At 52.3% G+C, this 25,632-nt stretch carries 27 protein-coding genes and 1 riboswitch; of the genes, 15 read left to right on the forward strand and 12 right to left on the reverse strand.

Annotation, left to right across the window (positions count from 1 at the left end):
* The first annotated feature begins 36 nt into the window (after positions 1–36).
* Positions 37–918 carry a protease HtpX gene (gene htpX / locus JQ822_RS04905; RefSeq protein WP_045444014.1) on the forward strand — a complete coding sequence of 294 codons (882 nt, stop codon included), beginning with the start codon at positions 37–39 and terminating at the stop codon, positions 916–918.
* A gap of 45 nt (positions 919–963) precedes the next feature.
* Here htpX and JQ822_RS04910 read toward each other — a convergent pair whose 3' ends face one another.
* On the reverse strand, positions 964–2,337 hold the full coding sequence (locus JQ822_RS04910) for an MFS transporter (RefSeq protein ID WP_213132506.1): 1,374 nt from the start codon (positions 2,335–2,337) through the stop codon (positions 964–966).
* Positions 2,338–2,512: 175 nt separating this feature from the next.
* Here JQ822_RS04910 and kdgR point away from each other — a divergent pair, with 175 nt between their 5' ends.
* The gene (gene kdgR, locus JQ822_RS04915) at positions 2,513–3,304 is read left to right on the forward strand and encodes a DNA-binding transcriptional regulator KdgR (protein ID WP_213132507.1); all 792 of its coding nucleotides are present in this window, start codon (positions 2,513–2,515) and stop codon (positions 3,302–3,304) included.
* Between the two features lie 115 nt (positions 3,305–3,419).
* Here kdgR and JQ822_RS04920 read toward each other — a convergent pair whose 3' ends face one another.
* Positions 3,420–3,659, reverse strand: a complete 240-nt coding sequence (locus JQ822_RS04920; RefSeq protein ID WP_003833776.1) for a YobH family protein — start codon at positions 3,657–3,659, stop codon at positions 3,420–3,422.
* A gap of 163 nt (positions 3,660–3,822) precedes the next feature.
* On the opposite strand from JQ822_RS04920, the gene mgrB reads away from it, so the two are divergent.
* The 6 genes from mgrB (at position 3,823) to rlmA (ending at position 8,164) form a co-directional block, all read left to right on the forward strand.
* Entirely contained in the window at positions 3,823–3,966 is a 144-nt protein-coding gene (gene mgrB / locus JQ822_RS04925) for a PhoP/PhoQ regulator MgrB (protein ID WP_181617173.1), read from the forward strand.
* A 74-nt stretch (positions 3,967–4,040) separates the two neighbouring features.
* Positions 4,041–4,322, forward strand: a complete 282-nt coding sequence (locus JQ822_RS04930; protein WP_213132508.1) for a YebO family protein — start codon at positions 4,041–4,043, stop codon at positions 4,320–4,322.
* A gap of 638 nt (positions 4,323–4,960) precedes the next feature.
* Complete coding sequence (locus tag JQ822_RS04935) at positions 4,961–5,104, forward strand: DUF2627 domain-containing protein (protein ID WP_003034983.1); 144 nt, start codon at positions 4,961–4,963, stop codon at positions 5,102–5,104.
* 12 nt (positions 5,105–5,116) lie between these two features.
* Positions 5,117–5,326, forward strand: a complete 210-nt coding sequence (gene cspE / locus JQ822_RS04940) for a transcription antiterminator/RNA stability regulator CspE (protein WP_001062678.1) — start codon at positions 5,117–5,119, stop codon at positions 5,324–5,326.
* Between the two features lie 219 nt (positions 5,327–5,545).
* Positions 5,546–7,291 (forward strand): peptidoglycan glycosyltransferase FtsI, encoded by a 1,746-nt coding sequence (gene ftsI / locus JQ822_RS04945; protein WP_213132509.1) that lies wholly within the window; start codon positions 5,546–5,548, stop codon positions 7,289–7,291.
* A 63-nt stretch (positions 7,292–7,354) separates the two neighbouring features.
* On the forward strand, positions 7,355–8,164 hold the full coding sequence (rlmA, locus tag JQ822_RS04950) for a 23S rRNA (guanine(745)-N(1))-methyltransferase (RefSeq protein ID WP_213132510.1): 810 nt from the start codon (positions 7,355–7,357) through the stop codon (positions 8,162–8,164).
* On the opposite strand, the gene mntP is transcribed toward rlmA, so the two are convergent.
* The 5 genes from mntP to manX form a co-directional block, all read right to left on the reverse strand.
* Positions 8,161–8,727 carry a manganese efflux pump MntP gene (gene mntP, locus JQ822_RS04955; RefSeq protein ID WP_213132511.1) on the reverse strand — a complete coding sequence of 189 codons (567 nt, stop codon included), beginning with the start codon at positions 8,725–8,727 and terminating at the stop codon, positions 8,161–8,163. The genes rlmA and mntP overlap by 4 nt on opposite strands.
* Before the next feature lie 116 nt (positions 8,728–8,843).
* A riboswitch (yybP-ykoY riboswitch) is annotated at positions 8,844–8,944 on the reverse strand.
* Between the two features lie 197 nt (positions 8,945–9,141).
* Positions 9,142–9,600 carry a DUF986 family protein gene (locus JQ822_RS04960; protein WP_096756707.1) on the reverse strand — a complete coding sequence of 153 codons (459 nt, stop codon included), beginning with the start codon at positions 9,598–9,600 and terminating at the stop codon, positions 9,142–9,144.
* Positions 9,601–9,661: 61 nt separating this feature from the next.
* Positions 9,662–10,513, reverse strand: coding sequence for a PTS mannose transporter subunit IID (locus JQ822_RS04965; RefSeq protein ID WP_135322164.1), 852 nt, complete (start codon positions 10,511–10,513; stop codon positions 9,662–9,664).
* A 12-nt stretch (positions 10,514–10,525) separates the two neighbouring features.
* Positions 10,526–11,326, reverse strand: coding sequence for a PTS mannose/fructose/sorbose transporter subunit IIC (locus tag JQ822_RS04970; RefSeq protein ID WP_096756709.1), 801 nt, complete (start codon positions 11,324–11,326; stop codon positions 10,526–10,528).
* A gap of 58 nt (positions 11,327–11,384) precedes the next feature.
* Complete coding sequence (manX, locus tag JQ822_RS04975; RefSeq protein ID WP_213132512.1) at positions 11,385–12,347, reverse strand: PTS mannose transporter subunit IIAB; 963 nt, start codon at positions 12,345–12,347, stop codon at positions 11,385–11,387.
* A gap of 315 nt (positions 12,348–12,662) precedes the next feature.
* Between manX and JQ822_RS24590 the strand changes: the two genes are divergently transcribed.
* Together JQ822_RS24590 and yoaE are read left to right on the forward strand one after the other, a co-directional pair.
* Positions 12,663–12,821 (forward strand): protein YoaL, encoded by a 159-nt coding sequence (locus JQ822_RS24590; protein ID WP_446714999.1) that lies wholly within the window; start codon positions 12,663–12,665, stop codon positions 12,819–12,821.
* Positions 12,809–14,368, forward strand: a complete 1,560-nt coding sequence (yoaE, locus tag JQ822_RS04980; RefSeq protein ID WP_213132513.1) for a CNNM family cation transport protein YoaE — start codon at positions 12,809–12,811, stop codon at positions 14,366–14,368. Before JQ822_RS24590 ends, yoaE begins: the two co-directional genes overlap by 13 nt.
* A gap of 6 nt (positions 14,369–14,374) precedes the next feature.
* On the opposite strand, the gene JQ822_RS04985 is transcribed toward yoaE, so the two are convergent.
* The 4 genes from JQ822_RS04985 to pabB form a co-directional block, all read right to left on the reverse strand.
* Positions 14,375–15,973, reverse strand: a complete 1,599-nt coding sequence (locus JQ822_RS04985; RefSeq protein ID WP_213132514.1) for an EAL domain-containing protein — start codon at positions 15,971–15,973, stop codon at positions 14,375–14,377.
* Positions 15,974–16,103: 130 nt separating this feature from the next.
* On the reverse strand, positions 16,104–17,468 hold the full coding sequence (sdaA, locus tag JQ822_RS04990; protein WP_213132515.1) for an L-serine ammonia-lyase: 1,365 nt from the start codon (positions 17,466–17,468) through the stop codon (positions 16,104–16,106).
* A 183-nt stretch (positions 17,469–17,651) separates the two neighbouring features.
* On the reverse strand, positions 17,652–18,230 hold the full coding sequence (locus tag JQ822_RS04995; RefSeq protein WP_213132516.1) for a CoA pyrophosphatase: 579 nt from the start codon (positions 18,228–18,230) through the stop codon (positions 17,652–17,654).
* Between the two features lie 3 nt (positions 18,231–18,233).
* Positions 18,234–19,595 carry an aminodeoxychorismate synthase component 1 gene (pabB, locus tag JQ822_RS05000; protein ID WP_213132517.1) on the reverse strand — a complete coding sequence of 454 codons (1,362 nt, stop codon included), beginning with the start codon at positions 19,593–19,595 and terminating at the stop codon, positions 18,234–18,236.
* Positions 19,596–19,678: 83 nt separating this feature from the next.
* Between pabB and JQ822_RS05005 the strand changes: the two genes are divergently transcribed.
* A complete protein-coding gene (locus JQ822_RS05005) occupies positions 19,679–19,864 on the forward strand; it encodes a YoaH family protein (RefSeq protein ID WP_213132518.1) in 186 nt (61 codons plus the stop codon).
* 6 nt (positions 19,865–19,870) lie between these two features.
* On the opposite strand, the gene JQ822_RS05010 is transcribed toward JQ822_RS05005, so the two are convergent.
* A complete protein-coding gene (locus JQ822_RS05010) occupies positions 19,871–20,215 on the reverse strand; it encodes a RidA family protein (protein WP_213132519.1) in 345 nt (114 codons plus the stop codon).
* A 142-nt stretch (positions 20,216–20,357) separates the two neighbouring features.
* On the opposite strand from JQ822_RS05010, the gene JQ822_RS05015 reads away from it, so the two are divergent.
* The 4 genes from JQ822_RS05015 to fadD all read left to right on the forward strand — a co-directional run bounded on the left by JQ822_RS05015 (position 20,358) and on the right by fadD (position 25,600).
* Entirely contained in the window at positions 20,358–22,268 is a 1,911-nt protein-coding gene (locus tag JQ822_RS05015) for an ATP-dependent DNA helicase (protein WP_213132520.1), read from the forward strand.
* A 58-nt stretch (positions 22,269–22,326) separates the two neighbouring features.
* Entirely contained in the window at positions 22,327–23,022 is a 696-nt protein-coding gene (tsaB, locus tag JQ822_RS05020) for a tRNA (adenosine(37)-N6)-threonylcarbamoyltransferase complex dimerization subunit type 1 TsaB (RefSeq protein ID WP_213132521.1), read from the forward strand.
* Between the two features lie 103 nt (positions 23,023–23,125).
* A complete protein-coding gene (locus JQ822_RS05025; RefSeq protein WP_213132522.1) occupies positions 23,126–23,710 on the forward strand; it encodes a Slp family lipoprotein in 585 nt (194 codons plus the stop codon).
* A gap of 204 nt (positions 23,711–23,914) precedes the next feature.
* Complete coding sequence (gene fadD / locus JQ822_RS05030) at positions 23,915–25,600, forward strand: long-chain-fatty-acid--CoA ligase FadD (protein ID WP_213132523.1); 1,686 nt, start codon at positions 23,915–23,917, stop codon at positions 25,598–25,600.
* Positions 25,601–25,632 lie beyond the last annotated feature (32 nt).

Raw genomic sequence — 25,632 nt, forward strand, 5'->3', positions numbered from 1 at the left:
TAGTGCGTTTTGTTAAATTGAGGTTAAAAGAAAATTATGATGCGAATCGCGCTCTTCCTGCTGACGAACCTGGCTGTGATGGTCGTTTTCGGGCTGGTATTGAGCCTGACAGGGATTCAGTCAAGCAGCGTTCAAGGCTTGTTGATTATGGCACTGCTGTTTGGTTTTGGTGGTTCCTTCATTTCGCTGCTGATGTCCAAATGGATGGCATTAAAGTCCGTTGGTGGGGAAGTGATTGAGCAGCCCCGTAATGAAAGAGAACGCTGGCTGATGAATACTGTGGCGACACAGGCTCGTCAGGCCGGGATCGCTATGCCGCAGGTGGCTATTTACCATGCGCCAGATATTAACGCGTTTGCGACCGGCGCGCGCCGGGATGCGTCGCTGGTGGCTGTCAGCACCGGCTTGTTGCAAAACATGAGCCCGGATGAAGCGGAAGCCGTTATCGCGCATGAAATCAGCCACATTGCTAATGGTGATATGGTCACCATGACGCTTATCCAGGGCGTGGTGAACACCTTTGTTATCTTTATCTCGCGCATTCTGGCGCAAATCGCCGCCGGTTTTATGGGCGGAAACCGCGAAGAAGGCGAGGGTAGCAACGGTAACCCGTTAATCTACTTCGCCGTCGCAACGGTGCTGGAGTTAGTGTTTGGTATTCTGGCGAGTATTATTACCATGTGGTTCTCACGCCATCGTGAATTTCACGCGGATGCGGGTTCTGCCAAACTGGTCGGTCGTGAGAAAATGATTGCTGCGCTGCAGCGTCTGAAAACCAGCTATGAGCCGCAGGAAGCAACCAGCATGATGGCCTTCTGCATCAACGGTAAATCCAAGTCGCTGAGCGAGCTGTTTATGACGCACCCACCGCTGGATAAGCGCATTGAAGCGCTGCGCAGTGGGGAATACCTGAAATAACCCACGGCATTTAAATGAAGAAGCGCGTCGATAGACGCGCTTTTTTTACATCTTAACCCGAGGTTGGGTAATCCGTAGCCCACTGACAATGGCAGCAAGGGTTGCCAGAATGCCTGCCGTCAGCAGTGACACGTGCGTTCCGCTGTCGCCAAACTGGTTCAGCATCAGCGCCACTAACGCGGCTCCGGTGCTTTGACCCAGCAAACGCGCCGTTCCCAGCATCCCGCTTGCGCCACCGCTACGTTCACGCGGTGCGGAAGTGATAATAGTGTGGTTGTTTGGCGACTGAAACAGGCCAAAGCCTGCGCCACACAGAATCATCGGCCAGATGATATTGAAGTCCGACGGTGTGGATGGCAGCAACACCAGCGAAAATAATCCACACGCCATCACCGCCATTCCCAGGGCACCTAAAAGCCCGGCGTGGACGCGTTCAATGAGATAACCCGCCAGCGGCGCCATGACCATGGTGGCCAGCGGCCATGGGGTCAACAGCAGGCCTGTTTCAACCTCACTACGACCCAACACGGTTTGTAAAAAGAAGGGCAGGGACACCATGGCCAACATTTGCGCGCAGAAAGAACAGATTGAGGTGCAGATGGAGAGTGAAAAAAGCGGTATACGCAGCAAGTCAACCGGTAAGAGTGGAACAGGCAGTGACAGCTGTCGGCGGATAAAGAAAAATCCTACTACGATGAGCCCCATCAGTTCAGCGCCGATCAGTGCTAATGACTGTCCCTGGGCAAACCCGCTGAGTGCGGTGATCAGCAAACCGAACGTTAACGCATTCATCACCGCACTGGGTAAATCAAAGCGAGGCTTATTACTGCGTGCAGCGTTCGCTGGCAAAAAGCGCATAGCCAGCAGCAGGGCAATAATCCCGAGCGGAACGTTGATCAAAAACAACCATTTCCATGAGGCAATGGAGAGGATTGCCGCAGCAATAGTCGGTCCGGCGGCGGAAGAGACCGCCACGATGAATGAGTTAATACCCATCCCGCGACCAAGTTGGCGCTGAGGGTAAATAAGCCGGATCAGCGCCGTATTCACGCTCATTAACGCGGCTCCGCCAAACCCTTGAGCCACGCGGGCCAGCGTTAGCATATGCAGCGAATCTGACAACGCACAAAACAGCGAAGCGAGCAGAAACACGACCAGCCCGCATTTATAAATACGGCGGTAGCCAAACATATCGCCCAAAAACGAGAGTGAGAGCAGTGAAACCACAATCGCAATTTGATAAGCGTTAACAACCCAGATTGAGCTGGCGGGGGAGGCCTGAAGATCGGCAGCAATTGTCGGCAGGGCAACATTCGCAATTGCACCATCCAGTACGGCCATCGAGATACCAATAATAATGGTTAAAATTGCGCCATATCGTTGGGGCAACGGCAGGCCATCGGCCTGGAACTTATCCATAGTGAGTCAATATTGTCGGAGATTAAGATGAGAATAATAATTTTAGCATTGATATTCAGGCGGTATGTCGCAGATTTGTAACTAAGTAAGCAAAGAGCGATTGCGAGCATCGATACGTGAAATTATAATAAAAACCGGTTCTGATTTTTATAAAACACTCGTAATGAGGTGATAAATGGCTATCGCAGATCTGGATAAACAACCTGATTCTGTTTCTTCCGTGCTGAAAGTTTTTGGCATTCTGCAGGCGCTGGGTGAAGAGCGCGAAATTGGTATTACCGAATTGTCGCAACGCGTAATGATGTCAAAAAGCACCGTTTATCGCTTTTTACAGACCATGAAAACGCTGGGCTATGTGGCGCAGGAAGGGGAGTCTGAGAAATATTCGCTGACCCTGAAATTGTTTGAATTGGGCGCGCGTGCGTTGCAAAACGTGGATTTGATCCGCAGCGCTGATATTCAGATGCGCGAACTGTCGCGTTTGACCAAAGAGACGGTACACCTTGGTGCGCTGGACGAAGACAGCATTGTCTACATCCACAAAATCGACTCGATGTACAATTTGCGCATGTATTCTCGCGTAGGTCGTCGTAATCCGTTATACAGCACGGCGATTGGTAAAGTGCTGCTGGCATGGCGTGACCGTGACGAAGTAAAACAGATTCTTGACGGTGTTGAATATAAGCGCAGCACCGACCGTACGATCACCAACACTGATGAATTGTTGCTGCTGCTGGATAAAGTGCGTGAGCAAGGTTACGGTGAAGATAACGAAGAGCAGGAAGAAGGGTTGCGCTGCATCGGTGTTCCGGTGTTTGATCGTTTCGGTGTGGTCATTGCGGGTCTGAGTATTTCCTTCCCAACCCTGCGTTTTTCTGAAGAACGTTTACACGACTATGTCGAGATGCTGCACACGGCTGCACGTAAAATTTCAGAGCAAATGGGTTATAACGACTATCCATTCTGATTTGATTAATTTGCCATAGGCTAAAAAGCCCCAGGTATTAAGCTACCGGGGCTTTTTTAATGAACAAATTTAACGCAACCTGGCACAAATAATGAACGGCTATATTGCCGTAATATTAGCCATTATCGATAATCACGGTGCTTTTCCTTAACAGAGGGCAGTCCGACAGTCCGATGATACCGCTGTTGGTATGCACATACTGTGCGGTGCTGGTGCCTCGTGCCGTCAGGTACTGGCATTGCAGGCCGAGTCCTGCTGCGTTCTCTTTGCTTCCTATCAATACGCCGTAGCCGCTGAGTAATAAACCGATCCAAACCAGAGCCAACAAAACAATCGCGCGAATAATCAGACGCATTACAACCTCTTATCTTTTCTCGTTATTATAAGATTAGCTTGTACACTGAATGAAACAAGTTAATCATTCCTAAAAAGAGTAATGCCGTTACAGTTAACGCTGGGTTTAGGTAACGCATGATAATTTAGTCGCATAAGATGTAGATTCGGAGAGTGGAGTTGGAGTGAAAAAAATTCGGTGGGTGGTCCTGATAGTTGTCGTACTGGTATGCATGCTGATGTGGGCGCAGGTGTTCAACATCATGTGCGATCAGGACGTACAATTTTTCAACGGAATTTGCGCCATCAATAAATTTATTCCCTGGTAAGCGCATTTTAGCAACAGTTGATTACCTTCTTGTGCGGCAGTGGTAAACTACGCTGTCTACATTGAGGTGGTGAAATGAACGAAGTTTTGAACTCTGGCGCGTTAAGCTTTGCGTCTTTAGTTGTATCGGTGGTGGTTCTGGTTATCGGGCTTGTATTGTGGTTCTTCATCAATCGAGCAAGCTCACGTACTAATGAGCAGATCGAGTTACTTGAAGCGCTGTTAGATCAGCAAAAACGGCAGAACGCATTGCTCCGTCGACTTTGCGAAGCTAACGAACCCGAAAAGGTCGCGGAGCCTGCGGGGCAAAAACAGGATGAAGATGATGACATCATTCGCCTGGTAGCAGAGCGCTAGTAACCTGAAAGACAGGGTGGGCGTCTGACAACGCTGTTCTCAGATACGCCATCCTGTCGTCAACCCCGTCAGATGATTTTCTTCTGTAACCTGCGGGGTGTTCGCGTATTGATCGGTATGTAACGCTCTTCCTTCTATTCCCGGTGCCCCATTAATTTCCTGCCTGCGACCGGCGTTAAATATAATTACCCATACGTTAATAATATGATTGTGTCATTTTTGTGATAACGATCGTTTTTATTATTAGCGAAACGTTTCTCTTACTTTTTTGTGCTTTGTCATCATTCTTTCATTATTTTGCTGCAAAACCAGAAGACGGATCTCATTTTTACCGTTGTGACAAATTATGCATTACTAAGCATAAAAAATGATATTCAGCACATGGTGCATCAGAGTATCTGGAACAACCGAACAAGGTGAGCTATGGTAGACATGTCACGGCTGCTGCGTATGCCAGCCGGGACTGGGCGAGAGCGGTGAGAATATATCCAGACTGGGTTTGGCGCATAACTGTGCAGTTGTCGTGAGATGAACTTCGGGATTTGTGCGACCGATCGAGACACGTTTAAAAATGGCTTGCCATTATTATCGTTGTATGTGATAACACGTTTTGGGTTAAACGAGGTACAGTTCTGTTTATGTGTGGCATTTTCAGTAAAGAAGTCCTGAGTAAACACGTTGATGTTGAATACCGCTTCTCTGCCGAACCTTATATTAGTGCCTCAAGCAGTAATGTCTCAGTTTTATCTATGTTATGCCTGCGGGCGAAGAAAATACTCTAAGGAATTTTGCAAATGGCAAAGATTAAAGGTCAAGTTAAGTGGTTCAACGAGTCTAAAGGTTTTGGTTTCATTACTCCGGCTGATGGCAGCAAAGATGTGTTCGTACACTTCTCTGCAATCCAGGGTAACGGCTTCAAAACTCTGGCTGAAGGCCAGAACGTTGAGTTCGAAATTCAGGACGGCCAGAAAGGTCCGGCTGCTGTTAACGTAACAGCTATCTGATCGAAACCACTGATTTGAAGCGCTCAGGCGCAGCAATTTCAGATATAAAGCCTCGCATTTGCGGGGCTTTTTAATTCAGATTACGTCAAAATATTTCAAAATGCCTTCCCATTAGCGCTTTGTTGCAAAGGCGTGATGTTCGTAGCATTGTTTCCCCCGCTTTCTGCCGCTAATTCTCGTTAAATCAGTCACCTGAAAAACTATCTTGCTGGAGACCAGGTGAAAAAGAAAAACGACGGCGATACACGTAATTTCACTCCCGTACGTTTTGCCCTGCTTTGCGCGGCAATTTTATTAAGTCTGGGTCTGCTCCTGGGGCGGGTTGCGTGGTTGCAAATCGTCACACCGTCCAGCCTGGTGAAGCAGGAGGATATGCGTTCGTTACGTGAAGTCACAACGGCATCTCCGCGCGGAATGATCACCGACAGAGAAGGGAGACCGCTGGCGGTGAGCGTACCGGTTAACGCTGTCTGGGCCGATCCTAAGACGATTATCAGCAAAGGCGGTGTCGGCTACAACGAGCGCTGGCAAGCGCTGGCAAAGACTCTGCATTTGTCGCTTGCCTCACTGGCGGAACGCGTTAACAGCAATCCCGCCGGACGCTTTATCTACCTGGCGCGCCAGATTTCACCCCAACAGGCGCAGTGGGTTGATAAACTGAATCTTCCGGGGATCAATCTGCGCGAAGAGTCCCGCCGCTTTTATCCTGCCGGGCATGTCGCCGCGAATCTGATTGGCTTCACCAACATTGACGGCCAGGGAATTGAAGGGGTAGAGAAAAGCTTTAATAGCCAGTTGATGGGTAAACCCGGCTCGAGACTGGTGCGCAAAGATAAGTTTGGTCATGTGATTGAGAACATCACGGAAGTAATGCCAGTGCCCGCACATGAGTTGCAGCTCAGTATCGATGAGCGCCTGCAGACCGTTACCGAAGATGCACTGGATAATGCTGTCACGTGGAATAAAGCCGAGTCAGGCGCGGCGGTGCTGGTCAGTATCGCTACCGGTGAAATATTGTCGATGGCGAGTTTCCCCGACTTCAATCCTAATAATCGCGATGGTGCCGTGCTGGACGATTTTCGTAACCGTGCGATTAGCGATACCTTTGAGCCGGGGTCTACCGTTAAGCCGTTGGTGCTTATGACCGCCCTGCAACAGGGGATTGTGCAGCCAGACAGCGTGATTGATACCCATCCCTTTAATCTTGACGGGCATCGTATCCGTGATGTTGGCTATTACCCCGAATTGTCGCTGACCGGTATTTTGCAAAAATCGAGCGATACTGGCGTGTCGCATTTGTCATTAGCCATGCCTATTCAGCGGCTGTTAGACACCTATAAGAGCTTTGGTTTTGGCGAACCGACCGGGCTGGGGTTGACCGGCGAAAGCAGTGGTTTAATGCCCCAGCGGCGTTACTGGAGTAGCCTGGATCGCGCAACCTTTGCGTTTGGTTACGGTTTAATGGTTACCCCGCTACAACTGGCGCATGTTTACGCCACCATTGGCAGTTTTGGCCTCTATCGACCGCTATCCATCACCCGTATTGATCCGCCGGTGATAGGCCGACGCGTGATGTCTGACGCGTTAGTTCATCAGGTTGAGCATATGATGGAAAGCGTCGCGCTACCCGGTGGCGGGGGAACAAAGGCTGCGGTACGAGATTATCGTGTGGCGGTGAAAACCGGGACGGCAAAGAAAATTGGTGATGACGGTAAATATGTCGATAAATACGTGGCGTACACGGCTGGCGTTGCCCCGGCAAGCGATCCGAAGTTTGCGCTGGTGGTGGTTATCAACAATCCGCAAAACGGGGCATATTACGGCGGTGCAGTATCGGCCCCTGTCTTTAGTCAGATAATGGGGGATGTGCTGCGTCTGGAAAATGTCAAACCGGATGGCATGCCCGCCGACTCTGAGCACTTGCTGGTGATGCACGGCAACAGTGTCTCCTCTCCGTCGCTGTAAGTTATTTTCCCAGGGCGCGATTCGCGTTACACTTGCGCCCTGAAGCCATCTGCCGGAGTTGTCATGTCGTTTTCCTGTCCCCTTTGCCATCTGCCTCTTACTCAAGATAAAAACAGTTTTGTCTGCCCTGGACGGCATCAGTTTGACCTGGCGAAGGAAGGGTATGTCAACTTACTTCCTGTTCAACACAAGCGTTCGCGCGATCCGGGTGACAGTGCGGAAATGATGCAGGCGCGCCGGGCATTTCTCGACGCCGGGCATTATCAGCCGCTGCGTGAGGCGATTGTGAATGTCCTCCAGGAAACGTTAACCCCAGATGAAGCGACAATCCTGGATATCGGCTGTGGGGAAGGGTATTACACGCATGCGTTTGCCGATGCGATATCAGGAAGCGCGACTTTTGGCCTGGATGTCTCGAAGGTGGCGATTAAGGCTGCTGCAAGGCGTTATCCGCAGGTGACTTTCTGTGTTGCGTCAAGCCATCGTCTGCCTTTTGCCGATGCCTCAATGGATGCCATTATCAGAATCTACGCCCCCTGCAAAGCTCAGGAGCTGGCTCGCGTGGTTAAACCGGGTGGATGGATTATTACAGCCACGCCAGGGCCGCGCCATTTAATGGAGTTGAAAGGGCTGATTTACGATGAGGTGCGTCTGCATGCGCCGCACGCCGAACAGCTGGAAGGCTTTGCGCTGCAGCAGAGTATCGCGCTCGGCTATCAGATGCAGCTCAGTGGCAGCGAGGCTGTGGCATTGCTGCAAATGACGCCTTTCGCCTGGCGGGCAAAACCGGAAGTCTGGGAAACGCTTGCGGGGATAACGACATTTGACTGCCAGACAGACTTCAATATTCATATCTGGCAACGCGTGAATTAACCGTGGAAATGTGCCCAGAGGATTTGGGCACCGATGCCAATCAGTACCACCCCGCCGAGAATTTCAGCGCGTTTACCCAGCATCGGGCCAATAAAGCGCCCGATCATCATCCCCAGCGTGGACATAATCAGCGTGGCGCAACCGATAGCCAGCGCGGTGGCTATAATGTTGACCTGCAGGAAAGCCAGGCCGACGCCGACGGCCATTGCATCCAGGCTGGTTGCAATGGCGGTGGTCACCAGCAGCCAGAAACCGTGGCGACGCTGCGGCTCTTCATCTTCATCATCGTTGTCACGGAAACCTTCGATTATCATTCGTCCACCGAGGAAAATCAGCAAGATGAAGGCAATCCAGTGATTCCACTCAAGTACGAATTTACTCGCCAGCATGCCCATTCCCCAGCCAATCAGCGGGGTCAGCGTCTCGACTGCACCGAAAATAAGACCCGTGCGCAGGGCTTCAGAGAATTTGGGTTTGTGTAGCGAGGCGCCTTTGCCAATTGATGCAGCGAACGCATCCATCGACATGCCGAAAGCGAGAAGAACAGTAGCGGTGATATTCATAACAGCGTCCTGACCGGGGTAACCATTAAACACATCACTGCCCCCAGTAACCATGCACGCCAGAACACGCAGTTCAGAAGACATGCATTGCAGTTGATGTGTCTATGGTCTCGCCTGACTGTATGTTTACAGTCCGTACGCGCCACGTCTTGCGACGAGTATGTTGACACGTACATTTCCGGAGTCTGGAAATCGGCTACTCCCCAATGACGGACGCAACCTTAACATAATTTGAGAATATAAAACAAGAAACGCGGAAATATTATTTGACTTCTAATTGAAAACGATTTTCATTTAGATCTAATTATCGATAAAACGTTAAATTAAATAACAAATAGAGGGCGGGAATATAGCCTGTGCTATGTCTTTTTTACGTCAATATACAAAAATTATAGCCCAGGCTATGATTGTAACTTATTGATTTGATATGAGGAGTTTATATATCCTCTCAAGGTCGTCTATATTTCGCACGCGGATAAGCAATCGCCGATGTTCTAATTGCATCACCAGTACGCCGTCTTCAGATAAATTCATCTCTTTAATCCGGCTATATTCCACCCAAACATTGGCGAAGAAAAAACCTTTTTGTTTAAAGATGATTTTTGGCGTGCGGATCCAGAAAAGATATATCCCCATCAACACCAGCGCACATAATAACCATGTGGTGAATTGTGCTCCATGGCTGGTGACGTTGTTGTAGATAAGGATCGCGATTAACCCAATGAAGATAACGCTATCGACGCGGCTGCGAGGCAGCAGGGGAACGGCAAGCAGAGTAGGGCCATTACGGCGGGGCATGATGAACTGATCGTAGATGGCAAACGCCAGTAGCGACAGGATAAAAAGAACCAGCACCAGGTCCGTGATAGTCATGAATCCTCAACCTTCTAAATAGAAAAACCGGGAGCAGGGCCCCCGGCGTTGTATAGCAGTCTTACAGGCCGAGCAGGCCGACAGCGTAACCTGCGATACCGATGACGAAGAAGCCAACGATAATCCACAGGGCGTTTACTTTCTTACGCAACAGCCACATACAGGCGAATGTCAGCAGCAGAGGTACCAGGCCAGGCATCAGCTGGTCAAGGATAGTCTGCACGGTGGTCACACGCGTTTGGCCATCCTGACCGGTGATGGTGGAAACCACCAGCGGGATGTTCACGTGCGTCCACTTGTTCACCAGGGCCCCCATGACAAACAGGCCGAGGATTGACGCCCCCTCAGTCAGTTTCTGCAGGAAGCCGCCGCCCATATCTTTAACGATATCGACACCTTTACGGTAACCGTACGCCACGCCGTAGTAACGCGTAGCCAGACGGACCATGTTAAACAAGATGAAGAACAGCAGCGGCCCCAGCAGGCTGCCGCTCATCGCGATACCTGCGCCGAGTGCGGCAAATACTGGACGTACGGTACCCCAGAAGATTGGGTCGCCCACGCCTGCCAGCGGTCCCATCAGACCGACTTTGATACCGTTGATGGCACCATCGTCAATCTCTGCGCCGTTAGCACGCTGTTCTTCCATCGCCAGCGTTACGCCGAGAACCGGTGCCGCAACGTAAGGATGGGTGTTAAAGAATTCCAGGTGACGCTTAATAGCTTGCTTACGTGCGTCATTGTTCTCCGGGTACAGGCGGCGGATTGCCGGTACCATGGAGAAGCAAAAACCCAGCGCCTGCATACGTTCGAAGTTCCATGAACCCTGAAACAGGTTAGAACGAATGAACACGCCACGAATATCACTCGGAGTGAGTTTTTTCTCGGTGGTAGTTTTAGTCATATCAACCATTTCGCTCACCTGCTAGTCCAGTTCGTTATCAAGGTCATTGTTGCCAGCAGCTTGCGCTGGCGCACCCGCTACGCGGTTATATTTCGGGCTCAACTGAATGTAGAGGATGGCCATTACTGCGCCGATCACACCCAGTGCAACCAGGTTGAAGTTAGTAAATGCCGCGGTGACGAAGCCGAGGTAGAAGAACGGCATCAGGTAGCCTGCGCGCATCATGTTGATGACCATCGCATAACCCACGACGACGATCATGCCGCCTGCGATGTTCAGACCGCCGGTGACCACTTCAGGGATCGCGTTCAGCAGGCCCTGGACTTCACTGGTACCGACAGAAATTGCCACGATAACCGCAGGGATCGCGATACGCATTGCCTGCAGGAACAGCGAGGACACATGCAGCCAGGAGAGCGCCGTCAGGTTGCCGCTCTCAGCTGCCTTATCTGCAGCGTGCTGGAAGGCAACGGTAATGGTACGAACGATGATGGTCAGAACCTGGCCTGCTGCTGCCAGCGGGATAGCCAGCGCGATGCCGGCACCGATGCTTTGGTGACCCGCGATAACCAGAACGGTAGAAATAATTGAGGCCAGTGCGGCATCCGGTGCAACGGCAGCACCGATGTTCATCCAGCCCAGGGCGATCATTTCCAGGGTACCACCGATGATGATACCGGTTTTCATGTCCCCGAGAACGGCGCCAATCAGCGTACAGGCCACCAGCGGGCGGTGGAACTGAAATTCATCGAGTACCGACTCCATACCCGCGATACATGCGACGATGAACACCAGCACAATCTGAAGAGTGGTAATCTCCATTGTACTTCTCCTATTGCTATACAGACTTAAGTGTGAAAACTAAGTAAATGCCAGGTAATTATTTCGCCTTGGCAATCAAATCCATCATTTTCAGTTTCTGATCGGTAGAAACCTTACGGGCTTCGAGTTCAATGCCACGTGCGTTGAGTTTCTTGAAGGCTTCGATGTCTTTTTCATCAACGGAAATCGCGTTGTTAACCTGCGTTTTACCCTGACGGAAAGCCATGCCACCAATGTTTACCGAAGTGATTTTCACGCCACCTTCCACGACACGTTCGACATCGGTCGGGTTAGTGAACAGCAGCATCACGCGATCGCCTGCATATTTCGGGTTGTTGTAGACGCGGATCATTTTCGCGACATCAACCACGTGCGCCGTTACACCCGGGGGCGCAACCTGAGTCAGCAGCGTTTTGCGCACGGTATCTGCGGCAACTTCATCGCTGACGACGATAATGCGGGTCACGTTGGTCTCTTTGGTCCAGCGCGTTGCTACCTGACCGTGGATTAAGCGGTCATCAATACGCGCCAGGCCGATCTGCATATAATCGTTCGGGCCCATCGGTTTAGCTGGCGCCGCTGCTTTTACTGCTGCAACTGGGGCAGGGGTGGCTTTCTCAACCGGTTTTGCTTTCAGCGCTTTCACGCCTTCGCTACCGGTTTCAACTGCCAGTGCGACTAATTCATCAAAGCTTGGGTTGTCATCACGCGCCATGAAGGTTTCGACCAGCATGGGAATGTTCACGCCAGCGATTACTTCGTAATGCTCTTTGTCGACGACAATGCGGCTCGCAGCGTTGAACGGGCTGCCTCCCCATGTATCAACGAGAAACAGCACGCCTTTACTGGTGTCGAGTTTTGCCAACTGAGCGTTGTACTTTTCGATCAGCGTTTCGGCATTTTCGCCTGGAACGAAATCGATCCAGCCGACATTTTCCTGCTCGCCTAACAGCATCTCTGCTGTCTTAAGTAACTGCTCTGCAGCCCAACCATGTGTGCCTATTACAATAGCAATGGTCACTTGCTACCTCCTTTATTATCGTTAACACATCGATATGAGAGATGTATTTTGAATCGCCGTCCGCAATCGAATCGATTCAGATAAGGGTTACAATGGAAAACCTATGATTTTCGTGAATTATTTTAGATATCGAAAAAAATATTTTATGTGATGAAGATCCGTAATTTAACTTCCGATTAAAAGAAATTTCGAAGGGTAAAATATCTCCGAAACAACTTATTGCAAAGGAAGGTAAATCTTTGCTAAAAACCGGTTGTCTCTGTTATGTTTAGCATATGTTTAATTATTCAGGAGTATAGGGCAGTAGCCCACCGTATGGATCGTCACCGACGTCATTTCACCTTTAGGTCGCTTCGCGCCTGTCAGTTTGGCACTTTTTGCCACAAACTCTATCTGCATATTGCTTTAACGCCTGAGATGTCCAGGGCGCAGTTTAGCCATTCTTTAAGCAGGAGCTTGTCATGGAACTCTTAATGGACCCGCAGATTTGGGTGGGTTTGCTCACGCTTGTTGTTCTCGAAATTGTGCTGGGTATTGATAACCTGGTCTTTATTGCGATTCTGGCCGATAAGCTGCCGCCAAAACAGCGAGATAAAGCGCGTCTGATCGGTTTGTCACTGGCGCTGGTTATGCGTCTGGCACTGCTGTCTGTTATCTCGTGGATGGTTACGCTGACGAAACCGCTGTTCACGGTGATGGAATATTCATTCTCGGGGCGTGACTTGATTATGCTGCTGGGGGGGATCTTCCTGCTGTTCAAGGCCACCACCGAGCTGCATGAGCGGCTGGAAAACCGTGAACATGATACCGGTCAGTCAAAAGGCTATGCGAGTTTCTGGGTTGTCGTGACGCAGATTGTGATCCTTGATGCGGTGTTCTCTCTGGATGCGGTGATCACTGCCGTCGGGATGGTGAACCATTTGCCGGTGATGATGGCGGCGGTTGTGATTGCGATGGCGGTGATGCTGCTGGCGTCCAAGCCGCTGACGCGATTCGTGAACCAACATCCGACGGTTGTGGTGCTGTGTCTGAGCTTCCTGTTGATGATCGGTTTGAGCCTGGTCGCCGAAGGGTTTGGCTTCCACATTCCGAAAGGCTATCTGTACGCTGCCATTGGCTTCTCGATTATTATTGAACTGTTTAACCAGATTGCCCGTCGTAACTTTATTCGCCACCAGTCGACGCTGCCGCTGCGCGCACGCACCGCCGACGCCATTGTGCGCCTGATGGGCGGTAAACGTCAGACCGGTATGCAGGTAGAGTCCGACAACCCGGTGCCGGTACCTGTTCCGGAAGGGGCGTTTGTTGAAGAAGAACGCTATATGATCAACGGCGTGCTGTCGCTGGCCTCACGATCTTTGCGCGGCATTATGACGCCGCGTGGTGAAATCAGTTGGGTGGATGCGGATCTGAGCGTGGCAGAAATTCGTGAGCAGTTGCTCTCTTCACCACACAGTTTGTTCCCAGTGTGTCGCGGTGAACTTGACGAAATTATCGGTATCGTGCGGGCTAAAGAGCTGTTGGTGGCCCTCGAAGACGGCGTGGATGTGGTGGCCATTGCCTCTGCGTCACCGGCTATCGTTGTCCCTGAAACGCTGGATCCGATTAATCTGCTGGGTGTATTGCGTCGAGCTCGCGGTAGTTTTGTCATCGTCACCAACGAATTCGGCGTCGTCCAGGGGCTGGTCACGCCGTTGGATGTGTTAGAAGCCATCGCTGGTGAATTCCCGGACGCCGATGAAACCCCGGAAATCATCGCCGATGCGGGCGGCTGGCTGGTAAAAGGCGGTACCGATCTGCATGCTCTGCAGCAGGCGCTGGATGTTGATACGCTGGTCGATGAAGACGAAGACATCGCGACGGTGGCGGGGCTGGTTATTGCGGCGAACGGCCATATCCCGCGCGTTGGGGATGTGATCGAGGTTGCACCGCTGAGCATCACCATTGTCGAAGCTAACGATTATCGTGTGGATCTCGTTCGCATTGTTAAAGAGCAATCTGCTTACCACGAAGACGAATAATCTGGCCTAACGAAACGGTAAAATGGGCATGATATGCCCATTATGCCGGGCGGGTGGTGGTGTACTGCCCGCCAGCCATTTTGGAAAATCACGCAATGGCATCGGCCTGGCATAGAGAAATCCCTGCAACATATGTACGCCATGTCGGCGCAAATGCTGTGCCTGTGCCTGCGTTTCAACCCCTTCAGCGACCAACTCTATATTCAGTTTTTTCCCCAATGCGATGATGATATCGGTGACGGTCGAATTGACGGCGTCAGTACCGATAGCAGAGGTGAATGATTTATCAATCTTCAGGACATCCGGGCGTAATTTTTCCAGCCACGAGAGCGAGCTGTTGCCGGTACCAAAATCGTCGATGGCCAGTTTTACCCCCAGATGGTGGAGTTCATGCACCAGCCGATAATCGACATCAAGAAGCGCATCACGCTCGGTCAGTTCAATAACCAGTTGCTGAATGGGATGCTGGCTGAACCAATATTGATTAAGGTCTTTTAACAGCATTCCATCGCGAAAATGGCTGGCGGCGACGTTGATACCAATATGGAACTGGCTGCTCATCGGGAAAACATGTCGTTGCTGAATAGTTTCTGCAATGACGTGACGGGTCAGGGGCACAATCAGGTTGTGTTCTTCAGCAATCGGGATGAACACTTCAGGTGAAATCCATCCCTGACGCGGGTTGTTCCAGCGTAAGAGAATTTCAACGCCCGTGCACTGCTGAGTACTGGCATTTAACAATGGCTGACAAAATAGCTCAAACTCCCGTTCAGCGAGGGCCAGATTGATTTCCCAGGAAAAACTCATTCTGTTAGCGGTAGCCAGCCATGCCAGATACCCGACCAACAGACTGAGCATCACCGCTAACGGTAGCTGCGTGGGCAGGTGTTTTAACGCCAGCTCGCTGGCCCCTGGCCCGCTGACGCTAACGGCAAAGGGAAAATGTTGTGATGAAAGCTGGTAGCGTTGTTCATCATCAGTCTCCGGTAGTTTGTCGACGACGCCTTGTCCGTAAAGCAGATGCCGTTTCCCGAAGGATAGGCTGGCATTGGTAATTTGCGGGGGCTGCGGTTCAAGCAGCATGCTCGCCAATAATTCAATATTGACGATTTCCAGCACCCCATCTTCGCCATTGGCAGACGACGGATACCACTGCGTCAGAATAGGACTGCCTTTAATCAGCGAATGATCGGTGGACAGCAACAGCTGCGGCTCCCGGCTGGGCAATTCAGGTTGCAGTTGCTGGATTGGCACATTGCGATAGCCAAAGATACTTGAACAATAGAGGATGCCGTCCTGAACAAGGTTAACAGAACGTACGGTTTGCAGTCTGGCGGCATGTTTACTCAGGGGTAAACGCGCCACGGAGCAGGGCAGGCCGATTAACGGTAACAGTACATCGCGTCCGGTTTGCAGCGGGAGCAGGATCTCATCCAGCTCTTCTACGGCATGGTTGGCGAACGTAACGGTGTAATGATGATTTAAATTACGCTCCGAAATAAATCGGACAGATAATGTAATAATGAGCGTCAGTAGTGCACAAACAGTGCAGACGATTAAGCGATTACGGCGATAGTTTTTGATGATCCGTTGTGCTGTTTGCATGCGGGCCGCCCGATAAGCCGTTGGTCACAGAAGCCAACAGCAACAGAGCAAGTGTAGTGGGGAAAATTACAGTAGACGAGGGTGAGGAAGTAAATTCGCCCATCCGTCGCAGATGGGCGAAAATTAAGTATTAGTCACACTGAACTTTAATTGCCAGGCCGCCGCGTGAGGTTTCGCGGTACTTGGCGTTCATGTCCTTGCCGGTTTCGTACATGGTTTCGATGACTTTATCCAGCGAGACGCGTGGGGCACTGGTACGACGCATGGCCATCCGTGCCGCGTTGATCGCTTTAACGGAGGCAATCGCGTTACGCTCAATACATGGCACCTGTACCTGTCCGGCAACCGGGTCGCAGGTTAGGCCAAGGTTGTGTTCCATACCGATTTCGGCTGCCACACATACCTGCTCCGGGCTTGCGCCCAGCAGCTCTGCCAGGCCTGCAGCGGCCATGGAACATGCCACACCCACTTCACCCTGACAGCCTACTTCAGCGCCAGAGATCGAGGCATTCATTTTGTACAGCGCGCCAATCGCACCGGCTGCCAGGAAATAACGGATATAGATATCCGGGCTGACGGGCTCAATGAAATGATCGTAATAAGCCAGAACCGCAGGCACGATACCGCAAGCACCGTTGGTTGGCGCTGTGACTACGCGACCACCTGCGGCGTTCTCTTCGTTCACGGCCAGCGCGAACATGTTCACCCAGTCAATCACGTTCATCGGATCGTTGGAGAGTTTGTCGCTGGAGACCAGCATACGGCGCAGGGCAGAGGCACGACGAGGCACGCGCAGCGGGCCAGGCAGAATGCCTTCGGTGTTCATCCCACGGTCGATACAAGCCTGCATGGTTTGCCAGACGTTGCCAAAGTACGCCTCAATCTCTTCTTTGCTGTGCAGCGCAAGTTCGTTCTGCATCACCATGCCAGAGAGCGACAGGCCCGTGCTGTTGCAGTATTCCAGCATTTCAGCGGCGGATTTGAACGGATAAGGCACGCTGACCTCATTCGCGGCATCCTGACCAAAATGTTCTTCATCAACGATGAAACCACCGCCAATGGAATAATACGTTTTGCTGTAAATAACGGTTTCACCGTTGAACGCGTGAATTTGCATACCGTTTTCATGCAGCGACAGGTTGCCGTCGCGAAAACGCATGCCGTCATTCTGCGGGAAATCGACTTCGCGCTGACCCTGCGCAAGCAGCAGGCGTCCACGCGTTTCGACATCGCGGATAAATCCGGGAATGCTGTCGATGTCCACGGTAGCAGGCTCATTGCCCGCCAGACCCATAATAATGGCGATATCGGTGTGGTGACCTTTACCCGTGAGCGACAGTGAACCATATACGTCGACGGCAACACGAGTAACGCTGTCCAGTAATCCTTTTTCGACCAGGTCATCGACGAACTGTTTACCCGCCTTCATAGGCCCTACGGTATGGGAAGATGAGGGACCGATCCCCACCTTAAACATGTCGAATAGACTAATCACGATAATACTCCTACAGGGCGACTGGGCTTTCCAGTAACGATGTTATAACTGCGCATAGTGTAAGAGGGAACGCGGCGATCGGCTTAACTATTCACATGAATTAAACTAATAGATAACCGCGGTTTTACTAATGTTGTGACCTGAGTTTCAAGTTGTCTGTGATATGCGTAAAGATAAGTATAGTCAGGGCTTGACGCCAATTTGCAGCGCCAGCTCACGAATTATTCCGGCGGTCATTCCCCAGACGAAATATTGCTCATACCACGAAAGCCAGACGCGGTGCGAGTCACCCCGACGGTAAATATCTAATGGGTGATAACGACCCAAATGCAACGCCTGTGCCAGCGGCATTTCGAACACCGCAGAGACTTCATCTTCACTTGCTCGATACGGCAGATTGGGCGGAATAATACCGACTACCGGCGTGACCTGAAATCCGGTGACGCTATCAACCGGTGGCAAAACGCCAATGACCTCAACGCACGACGGTGGAATGGCGACTTCTTCCTCGGCTTCTCGCAGCGCGGCGGCAATCAGCGATGCGTCGCTGCTGTCCACGGCACCGCCCGGGAAGGCGACCTGTCCGGCGTGTTTACGCAAATGCACGGAACGTTGGGTTAACAGCAATCCTGGCTGCGGGCGTCGAACAACGGGGATCAGCACGGCGGCCTGGCGCTGGTTTAACGCTTCATGATTGACCTGCGGGCGCAGGAGTAGAAAGCGCGATAAAAAATCATCAAGCGTCAGGCTGCTGTTTTCCACGGTTCAGTTCTCCAGTTGGTGCAAAATACGGTTCACTTTATCAAACGTTTCCTGATACTCCGCGTCTTCCTGACTGTCCGCAACAATGCCACCGCCAGCAGAACAGTAAAGCTGTCCGTTTGTGGCGGTAAGCGTGCGAATGGTGATGCTGGTATCCATATTGCCGCAAAAACTCAGATATCCCACGCTGCCGCACCAGGCGTTACGTCTGTGCGGCTCCAGCTCATCAATAATTTCCATGGCCCGGACCTTTGGCGCACCGGTAATGGAGCCGCCAGGGAAGGCTGCGCGTAGCAGATCCGTGGCGTGCAGCGATTCCGGCAAACGGGCGGTAATGGTGCTGACCAGGTGATGCACGGCAGGGAAGGGCTCGACCACAAACAATTCGGGAACCTTGACCGATCCCGGTACGGCGACGCGGCCAATGTCGTTACGCATCAGGTCCACGATCATCAGGTTTTCTGCACGATCTTTCGTAGAATTTGCCAGCGTTTGTGCCTGCAGGCGATCGGCCTCAGGGCAGTCGAGTCGCGGCAGAGTACCCTTTATGGGGCGCGTCTGGATCTGCTGGTTTTCTAACTGAATAAAGCGCTCCGGTGACAGGCTGAGAATCGCACCTTCCTCGAGGCGGATAAACGCACTGAACGGGGCGCGGTTGGCGTGATTGAGTTGCACAAAGGCGAGCCACTCATCCCCCTGATACTGCGCCTTGAAACGCTGGGCAAGGTTGACCTGATAGCAGTCGCCGCTGTGCAGATAACGCTGCACCTGGCGGAACTTTTCACCGTACTGCGCGCGACTCATATTCGACTGCCATGCTGACGTTAACGTAAAGGGTTTACGCGTTGGCGCGCGCCGGCTTTCCAGCCAGCGGCGTCGGGCTTGCACATCGCGATGGCTGAGTAGCGACACGGTTTGTCGCTGGTGGTCGACAATCAGTGCCCAGTCGTAAATGCCAACCGCCATGTCCGGCAGGGTGATATCACGTTCGGCAACGTTCGGCAGCGCTTCGAAACGTCGGCCTAAATCGTAACCAAACAGGCCCAGCGCCCCTCCCTGGAAGGGTAAATCGGGATTATAATCGGCCTGATAAGCCAGTGAAGTTAGCGCCGTACGTAATACCGTCATCGGATCGTCAGGCGTGTGCGTAATTCCGTCCTGGTTATGAACAACGGTGTCTTCGCCGCGCGTGACCAGCGTCATAACAGGGTCAGCGACCAGAATGTCAAAACGATTATGCGGGTGATCGGCGTGGCCCGAATGTAGCAGCATCGCCCACGGCAGATGGCTTAAGCTCGAGAAATAGCGTTCAGCGGCGTCCTGACGCCAGGGTAATGTAATTACTGCGGGAGATAACGTCTTCATCAGTCCTGACTCGTTACTACTTTACTGGCTTACTGCCCGGTAGCATGAAATAATTAGCGCAGACAATTTAGCAGGAGTTAACAATGTTTGCAGGTTTACCTTCACTCAGTCATGAACAGCAGCAAAAAGCGGTCGAGCGCATTCAGGAACTGATGTCACAGGGAATGAGCAGCGGGGAGGCGATCACTCAGGTCGCGGCTGAAATTCGCGCCACTCATACCGGCGAACGGATCGTGGCGCGTTTTGAAGATGAGGACGACGAAGAGTAACGCCCGTTACAGCGCGGCGATAATCTTGATCTCTACTTTGTATTTTGGGTTCATTAGCCCGGCCTGAACGGTGCAACGCACGGGCGCGTGACCGGCAACGACCCACGCGTCCCAGGCTTTATTCATGGCGGCAAAGTCGCTTTTGTCCGTCAGAAAAATGGTTGCGTCAAGAATACGTGACTTGTTGCTACCCTGTTTTTCCAGCACCGCATCAATTTGCGCCAGCGTGTTAGCCGTTTGTTCAAACGCGTCCGCGTCCAGGTTTTCCGGTACGCCGGTGTAATACAACGTGTTGTTATGGCAAACCACGTCAGACCAACGATCCTCGGCATCAATGCGCACGATAGTCATAAATTATTCCTCATTTACGTTTTTAACTAATGGGTTTCAGCTGGCGACAAGACTGCCATAATGTTGTGCCCTCGTCACCTCTTCAACTGGCGAAAGACCCGCTGGCCTGACATAATCCCTGTTCAAATGAACAGGGGGTAGTGTGACGGACGATTTTGCAGCAGACGGTCAGTTGGCTAAAGCGATACCGGGCTTTAAACCGCGTGAACCACAGCGACAGATGGCCGTCGCCGTCGCGCATGCCATTGAAAAATCACAGCCGCTTATCGTAGAAGCCGGGACCGGTACGGGGAAAACCTATGCCTACCTTGCGCCCGCACTGCGCGCTGGCAAGAAAGTCATCATTTCTACGGGCTCGAAAGCACTGCAGGATCAGCTCTACAGCCGCGACCTCCCTACCGTAGCAACAGCGCTGAAATTTACCGGCAAACTGGCACTACTGAAAGGGCGCTCCAACTATCTGTGTCTGGAACGTCTCGAGCAGCAGGCGCTGGCTGGCGGTGACCTGCCGGTGCAAACCTTAAGCGACGTGATCCTGCTGCGCTCCTGGTCGAATCAAACCGTTGATGGCGACATCAGCACCTGCGTTAGCGTGGCGGAAGACTCACACGCCTGGCCGTTGGTGACCAGCACCAACGACAACTGTCTGGGCAGCGACTGCCCACTGTATAAAGACTGCTTTGTTGTTAAGGCGCGTAAAAAAGCCATGGATGCGGATGTGGTGGTCGTCAACCATCACCTGTTTCTCGCCGATATGGTGGTGAAAGAGAGCGGATTCGGTGAGCTAATCCCGGAGGCTGACGTGATGATCTTCGATGAAGCCCATCAGCTACCGGATATCGCCAGCCAGTATTTTGGTCAGTCGCTCTCCAGCCGACAGCTGCTCGATCTGGCCAAAGACATTACCATTGCCTATCGTACCGAGCTAAAAGACACTCAGCAGCTGCAAAAATGCGCCGACCGTCTGGCGCAAAGCGCGCAGGATTTTCGCCTGCAGCTGGGCGAGCCGGGCTATCGTGGCAACCTGCGTGAACTGCTGGCAGATCAGCGCGTTCAACGGGCATTCCTGCTGCTCGATGACACACTGGAACTGTGCTACGACGTGGCGAAGCTGTCGCTCGGACGTTCGGCGCTGCTGGATGCCGCGTTTGAGCGTGCCACGCTGTATCGCGCCCGGCTGAAGCGCCTGAAAGAGATCAACCAGCCGGGATTCAGCTACTGGTATGAATGCACCTCGCGGCATTTTACGCTGGCGCTGACGCCGCTCACCGTAGCGGATAAATTCAAAGAGGTGATGGATCAAAAGCCGGGCTGCTGGATTTTTACCTCCGCCACGCTGTCGGTAAACGATGACCTCCATCATTTCACCGCGCGACTGGGTATTGAAGATGCCGAGTCGATGCTGCTACCGAGCCCGTTTGACTACACACGGCAGGCGCTGCTGTGCGTGCCGCGCAATCTCCCGCAAACTAACCAACCGGGGGCGGCGCGCCAGCTGGCCGCCATGCTGCGACCGATTATTGAAGCCAATAATGGCCGCTGCTTTATGCTGTGTACTTCACATGCGATGATGCGCGACCTGGCGGAACAGTTTCGTGCCACCATGACGCTTCCGGTCTTGTTGCAAGGGGAGACCAGCAAAGGGCAGCTGTTGCAACAGTTTGTCAACGCAGGGAATGCCTTGCTGGTGGCGACCAGCAGCTTCTGGGAAGGCGTGGACGTGCGTGGCGACACGCTGTCGCTGGTCATTATCGACAAACTGCCGTTTACCTCACCGGACGATCCGCTGTTAAAAGCGCGGATGGAAGACTGTCGTCTGCGCGGCGGGGATCCGTTTGATGAAGTCCAGTTGCCGGATGCGGTGATCACACTAAAACAAGGGGTGGGGCGCTTGATTCGCGACGCGGACGATCGCGGCGTACTGGTGATTTGTGATAACCGACTGGTGATGCGGCCCTACGGTGCCACCTTCCTTGCCAGTCTGCCACCGGCACCTCGCACACGTGACATCGCCCGCGCGGTTCGCTTCCTTGCCATACCAACGACTGAGTAATTTGTTACAGACTGTGGTAAGATGCGCGCCAAATTTATTGATCTGATCACGAAGACTCATGCGAATTCTGGCTATCGATACCGCCACAGAAGCGTGCTCTGTTGCCCTGTGGAATGACGGTAATATCAACGCTCATTTTGAGCTTTGCCCACGAGAACATACCCAACGGATCCTGCCGATGGTTCAGGATATCCTGACCGCTGGCAATGTCGTATTAACGGATATCGACGCCCTGGCGTTCGGGCGCGGTCCCGGCAGTTTCACCGGCGTGCGTATTGGTATTGGTATTGCTCAGGGGTTAGCGTTAGGTGCAAACTTGCCGATGATCGGCGTGTCCACGCTGGCGACCATGGCGCAGGGAGCCTGGCGCAAAAACGGCGCAACGCGCGTGCTGGCTGCAATTGATGCGCGCATGGGCGAAGTCTACTGGGCTGAATATCAGCGCGATGAAAACGGCATCTGGCACGGTGAAGACACCGAAGCGGTGCTAACCCCTGAGCAGGTTCACGAGCGACTGCTGCTGCTTTCCGGCGACTGGGTGACGGTCGGCACGGGATGGCCTGCATGGCCTGAACTCGGTAAAGACAGTGGCCTGGCGCTCCGTGACGGCGATGTTTTGCTTCCGGCGGCTGAAGATATGCTGCCTGTCGCTGTGCAAATGCTGGCAGCCGGTAAAACCGTGGCGGTTGAACATGCTGAACCGGTTTATTTACGTAACACCGTGGCGTGGAAGAAACTTCCCGGTAAAGAATGAATCTTAGTAGTACATCCCCCGATGAATTTAAACTGGCTCAACGCGATGAATGCGCAGCAGTTTGAAGCGCGTCGGGGCAGGCGCTAAGAAAAGGGAGTCGCACATGGCGGTTCAAAAGCAATTAATGAAAGGTGTGCTGGCAGGCGTATTGGCGGTATCGCTAAGCGGTTGCGTCACCATTCCTGATGCAATTAAAGGTTCAAGCCCAACGCCGCAACAGGATCTGGTGCGGGTAATGAATGCGCCACAACTGTACGTCGGGCAGGAAGCTCGCTTTGGTGGCAAGGTGGTAGATATTCAGAACCAGCAGGGGAAATCCCGACTGGAGATTGCCACCGTTTCTCTCGACAGCGGCGCGCGTCCGATTCTGGGTGAGGCTTCGCGCGGGCGAATTTATGCCGATGTTAACGGTTTCCTCGATCCGGTGGATTTCCGCGGACAATTGGTCACCGTCGTAGGGCCGATTAGCGGCACGGTGGACGGTAAAATTGGCAGTACGCCGTATAAGTTCATGCTGATGCAGGTAACCGGTTATAAACGCTGGCATATTACTCAGCAGATTGTGATGCCTCCGCAGCCCATCGATCCCTGGTTCTACGGTGCGCGTGGTTGGCCTTACGGTGGCTACGGCGGATGGGGATGGTACAATCCGGGTCCTGCACAGGTTCAGACGATAGTTACAGAATAACCCATTGATTTATTAGTAAAAGAAGCAGCGGCGTGTCCGCTGTTTCTGCATTCATGTGGATATAAGAAAAATAAATAGTGACGTGCTTCGCAACCTTGTCGTTGTGTAATAAACAAACTGGTACGCTGAGTTAATATTATGTTAATGGTTTGTTTATTGTCTGGGGTTGTGATGACGACGAATACGCATTTTAGAGGTGATGTATTGAAAAAGGTTTGGCTTAACCGTTATCCCGCAGGCGTTCCCGCGGAGATCAATCCTGACCGTTATCAATCCCTGGTGGAACTCTTTGAACATTCAGTAAGGCGCTATGCCGATCAGCCCGCGTTCGTGAATATGGGGGAGGTGATGACCTTCCGCAAACTTGAAGAGCGTAGCCGGGCATTTGCGGCGTATTTGCAACAGGGGTTGGGGCTGAAAAAGGGCGATCGTGTCGCGCTGATGATGCCGAACCTGCTGCAGTATCCTGTGGCGCTGTTCGGCATTCTGCGTGCCGGAATGATCGTGGTAAACGTGAACCCTTTATACACTCCGCGTGAGCTGGAGCATCAGCTTAATGACAGCGGCGCGACAGCGATTGTGATTGTGTCCAACTTTGCCCACACGCTGGAGAAAGTGGTCGATAAAACGTCGGTTCAGCATGTAATCCTGACGCGAATGGGCGATCAACTTTCTACCGCCAAAGGGACGCTGGTTAACTTTGTGGTGAAGTACATCAAGCGTCTGGTACCTAAGTATCACCTACCTGATGCCATCTCATTTCGAAGCGCGCTGCAAAACGGTTATCGCATGCAGTATGTGAAGCCTGAAGTGGTCTCTGAGGATTTAGCGTTCCTGCAATACACCGGTGGTACTACCGGCGTGGCGAAAGGCGCAATGCTCACGCACCGCAATATGCTGGCTAACCTTGAACAGGTCCATGCCACCTACGGTCCGTTGCTGCATCCGGGCAAAGAGCTGGTGATAACCGCACTACCGCTGTATCACATTTTTGCCTTGACGATGAACTGCCTGCTGTTTATTGAACTGGGTGGTCAAAACGTACTTATCACTAACCCGCGTGATATTCCGGGCCTGGTGAAAGAGCTGGCGAAATACCCGTTTACCGCCATGACCGGCGTTAACACGCTGTTTAACGCTTTGTTGAATAACAAAGAGTTCCAGCAACTGGACTTTTCGACGCTGCATCTTTCTGCGGGGGGCGGTATGCCCGTTCAGCAGGCGGTTGCAGAACGCTGGGTGAAGCTGACCGGACAATATCTGCTGGAAGGTTATGGCCTGACCGAGTGTTCGCCGCTGGTGAGCGTCAACCCGCACGATATTGACTATCACAGCGGCAGTATTGGTCTGCCGGTTCCCTCCACCGAGGTTAAACTGGTGGATGATGACGATAATGAAGTCCCGCCGGGCGAGCCGGGTGAACTGTGCGTGAAAGGCCCGCAGGTGATGTTGGGTTACTGGCAGCGCCCTGATGCGACTGATGAAATTGTTAAAGACGGTTGGTTGCACACCGGTGATATTGCGGTGATGGACGACGAAGGCTTCTTGCGTATCGTCGATCGCAAAAAAGATATGATCCTGGTTTCCGGTTTTAACGTCTATCCTAACGAAATTGAAGATGTGGTGATGCAACATCCTGGCGTCCAGGAAGTGGCGGCGGTGGGCGTGCCATCGGGCAGCAGTGGCGAAGCCGTGAAGATTTTCGTCGTGAAGAAAGACGCGTCACTTACCGATGAAGCACTGATCACCTTCTGTCGCCGTCAGTTGACCGGCTATAAGGTCCCGAAGCTGGTGGAATTCCGTGATGAGTTGCCAAAATCTAACGTTGGAAAAATTTTGCGACGAGAATTGCGTGACGAAGCCCGTGGCAAAGTGGACAATAAAGGCTGAGCGTTAAGTCAGTCATCAGAAAGCGCCGGTTA

The sequence above is a fragment of the Citrobacter sp. FP75 genome (assembly GCF_018342065.1).
Taxonomy (GTDB): Bacteria; Pseudomonadota; Gammaproteobacteria; order Enterobacterales; family Enterobacteriaceae; genus Citrobacter.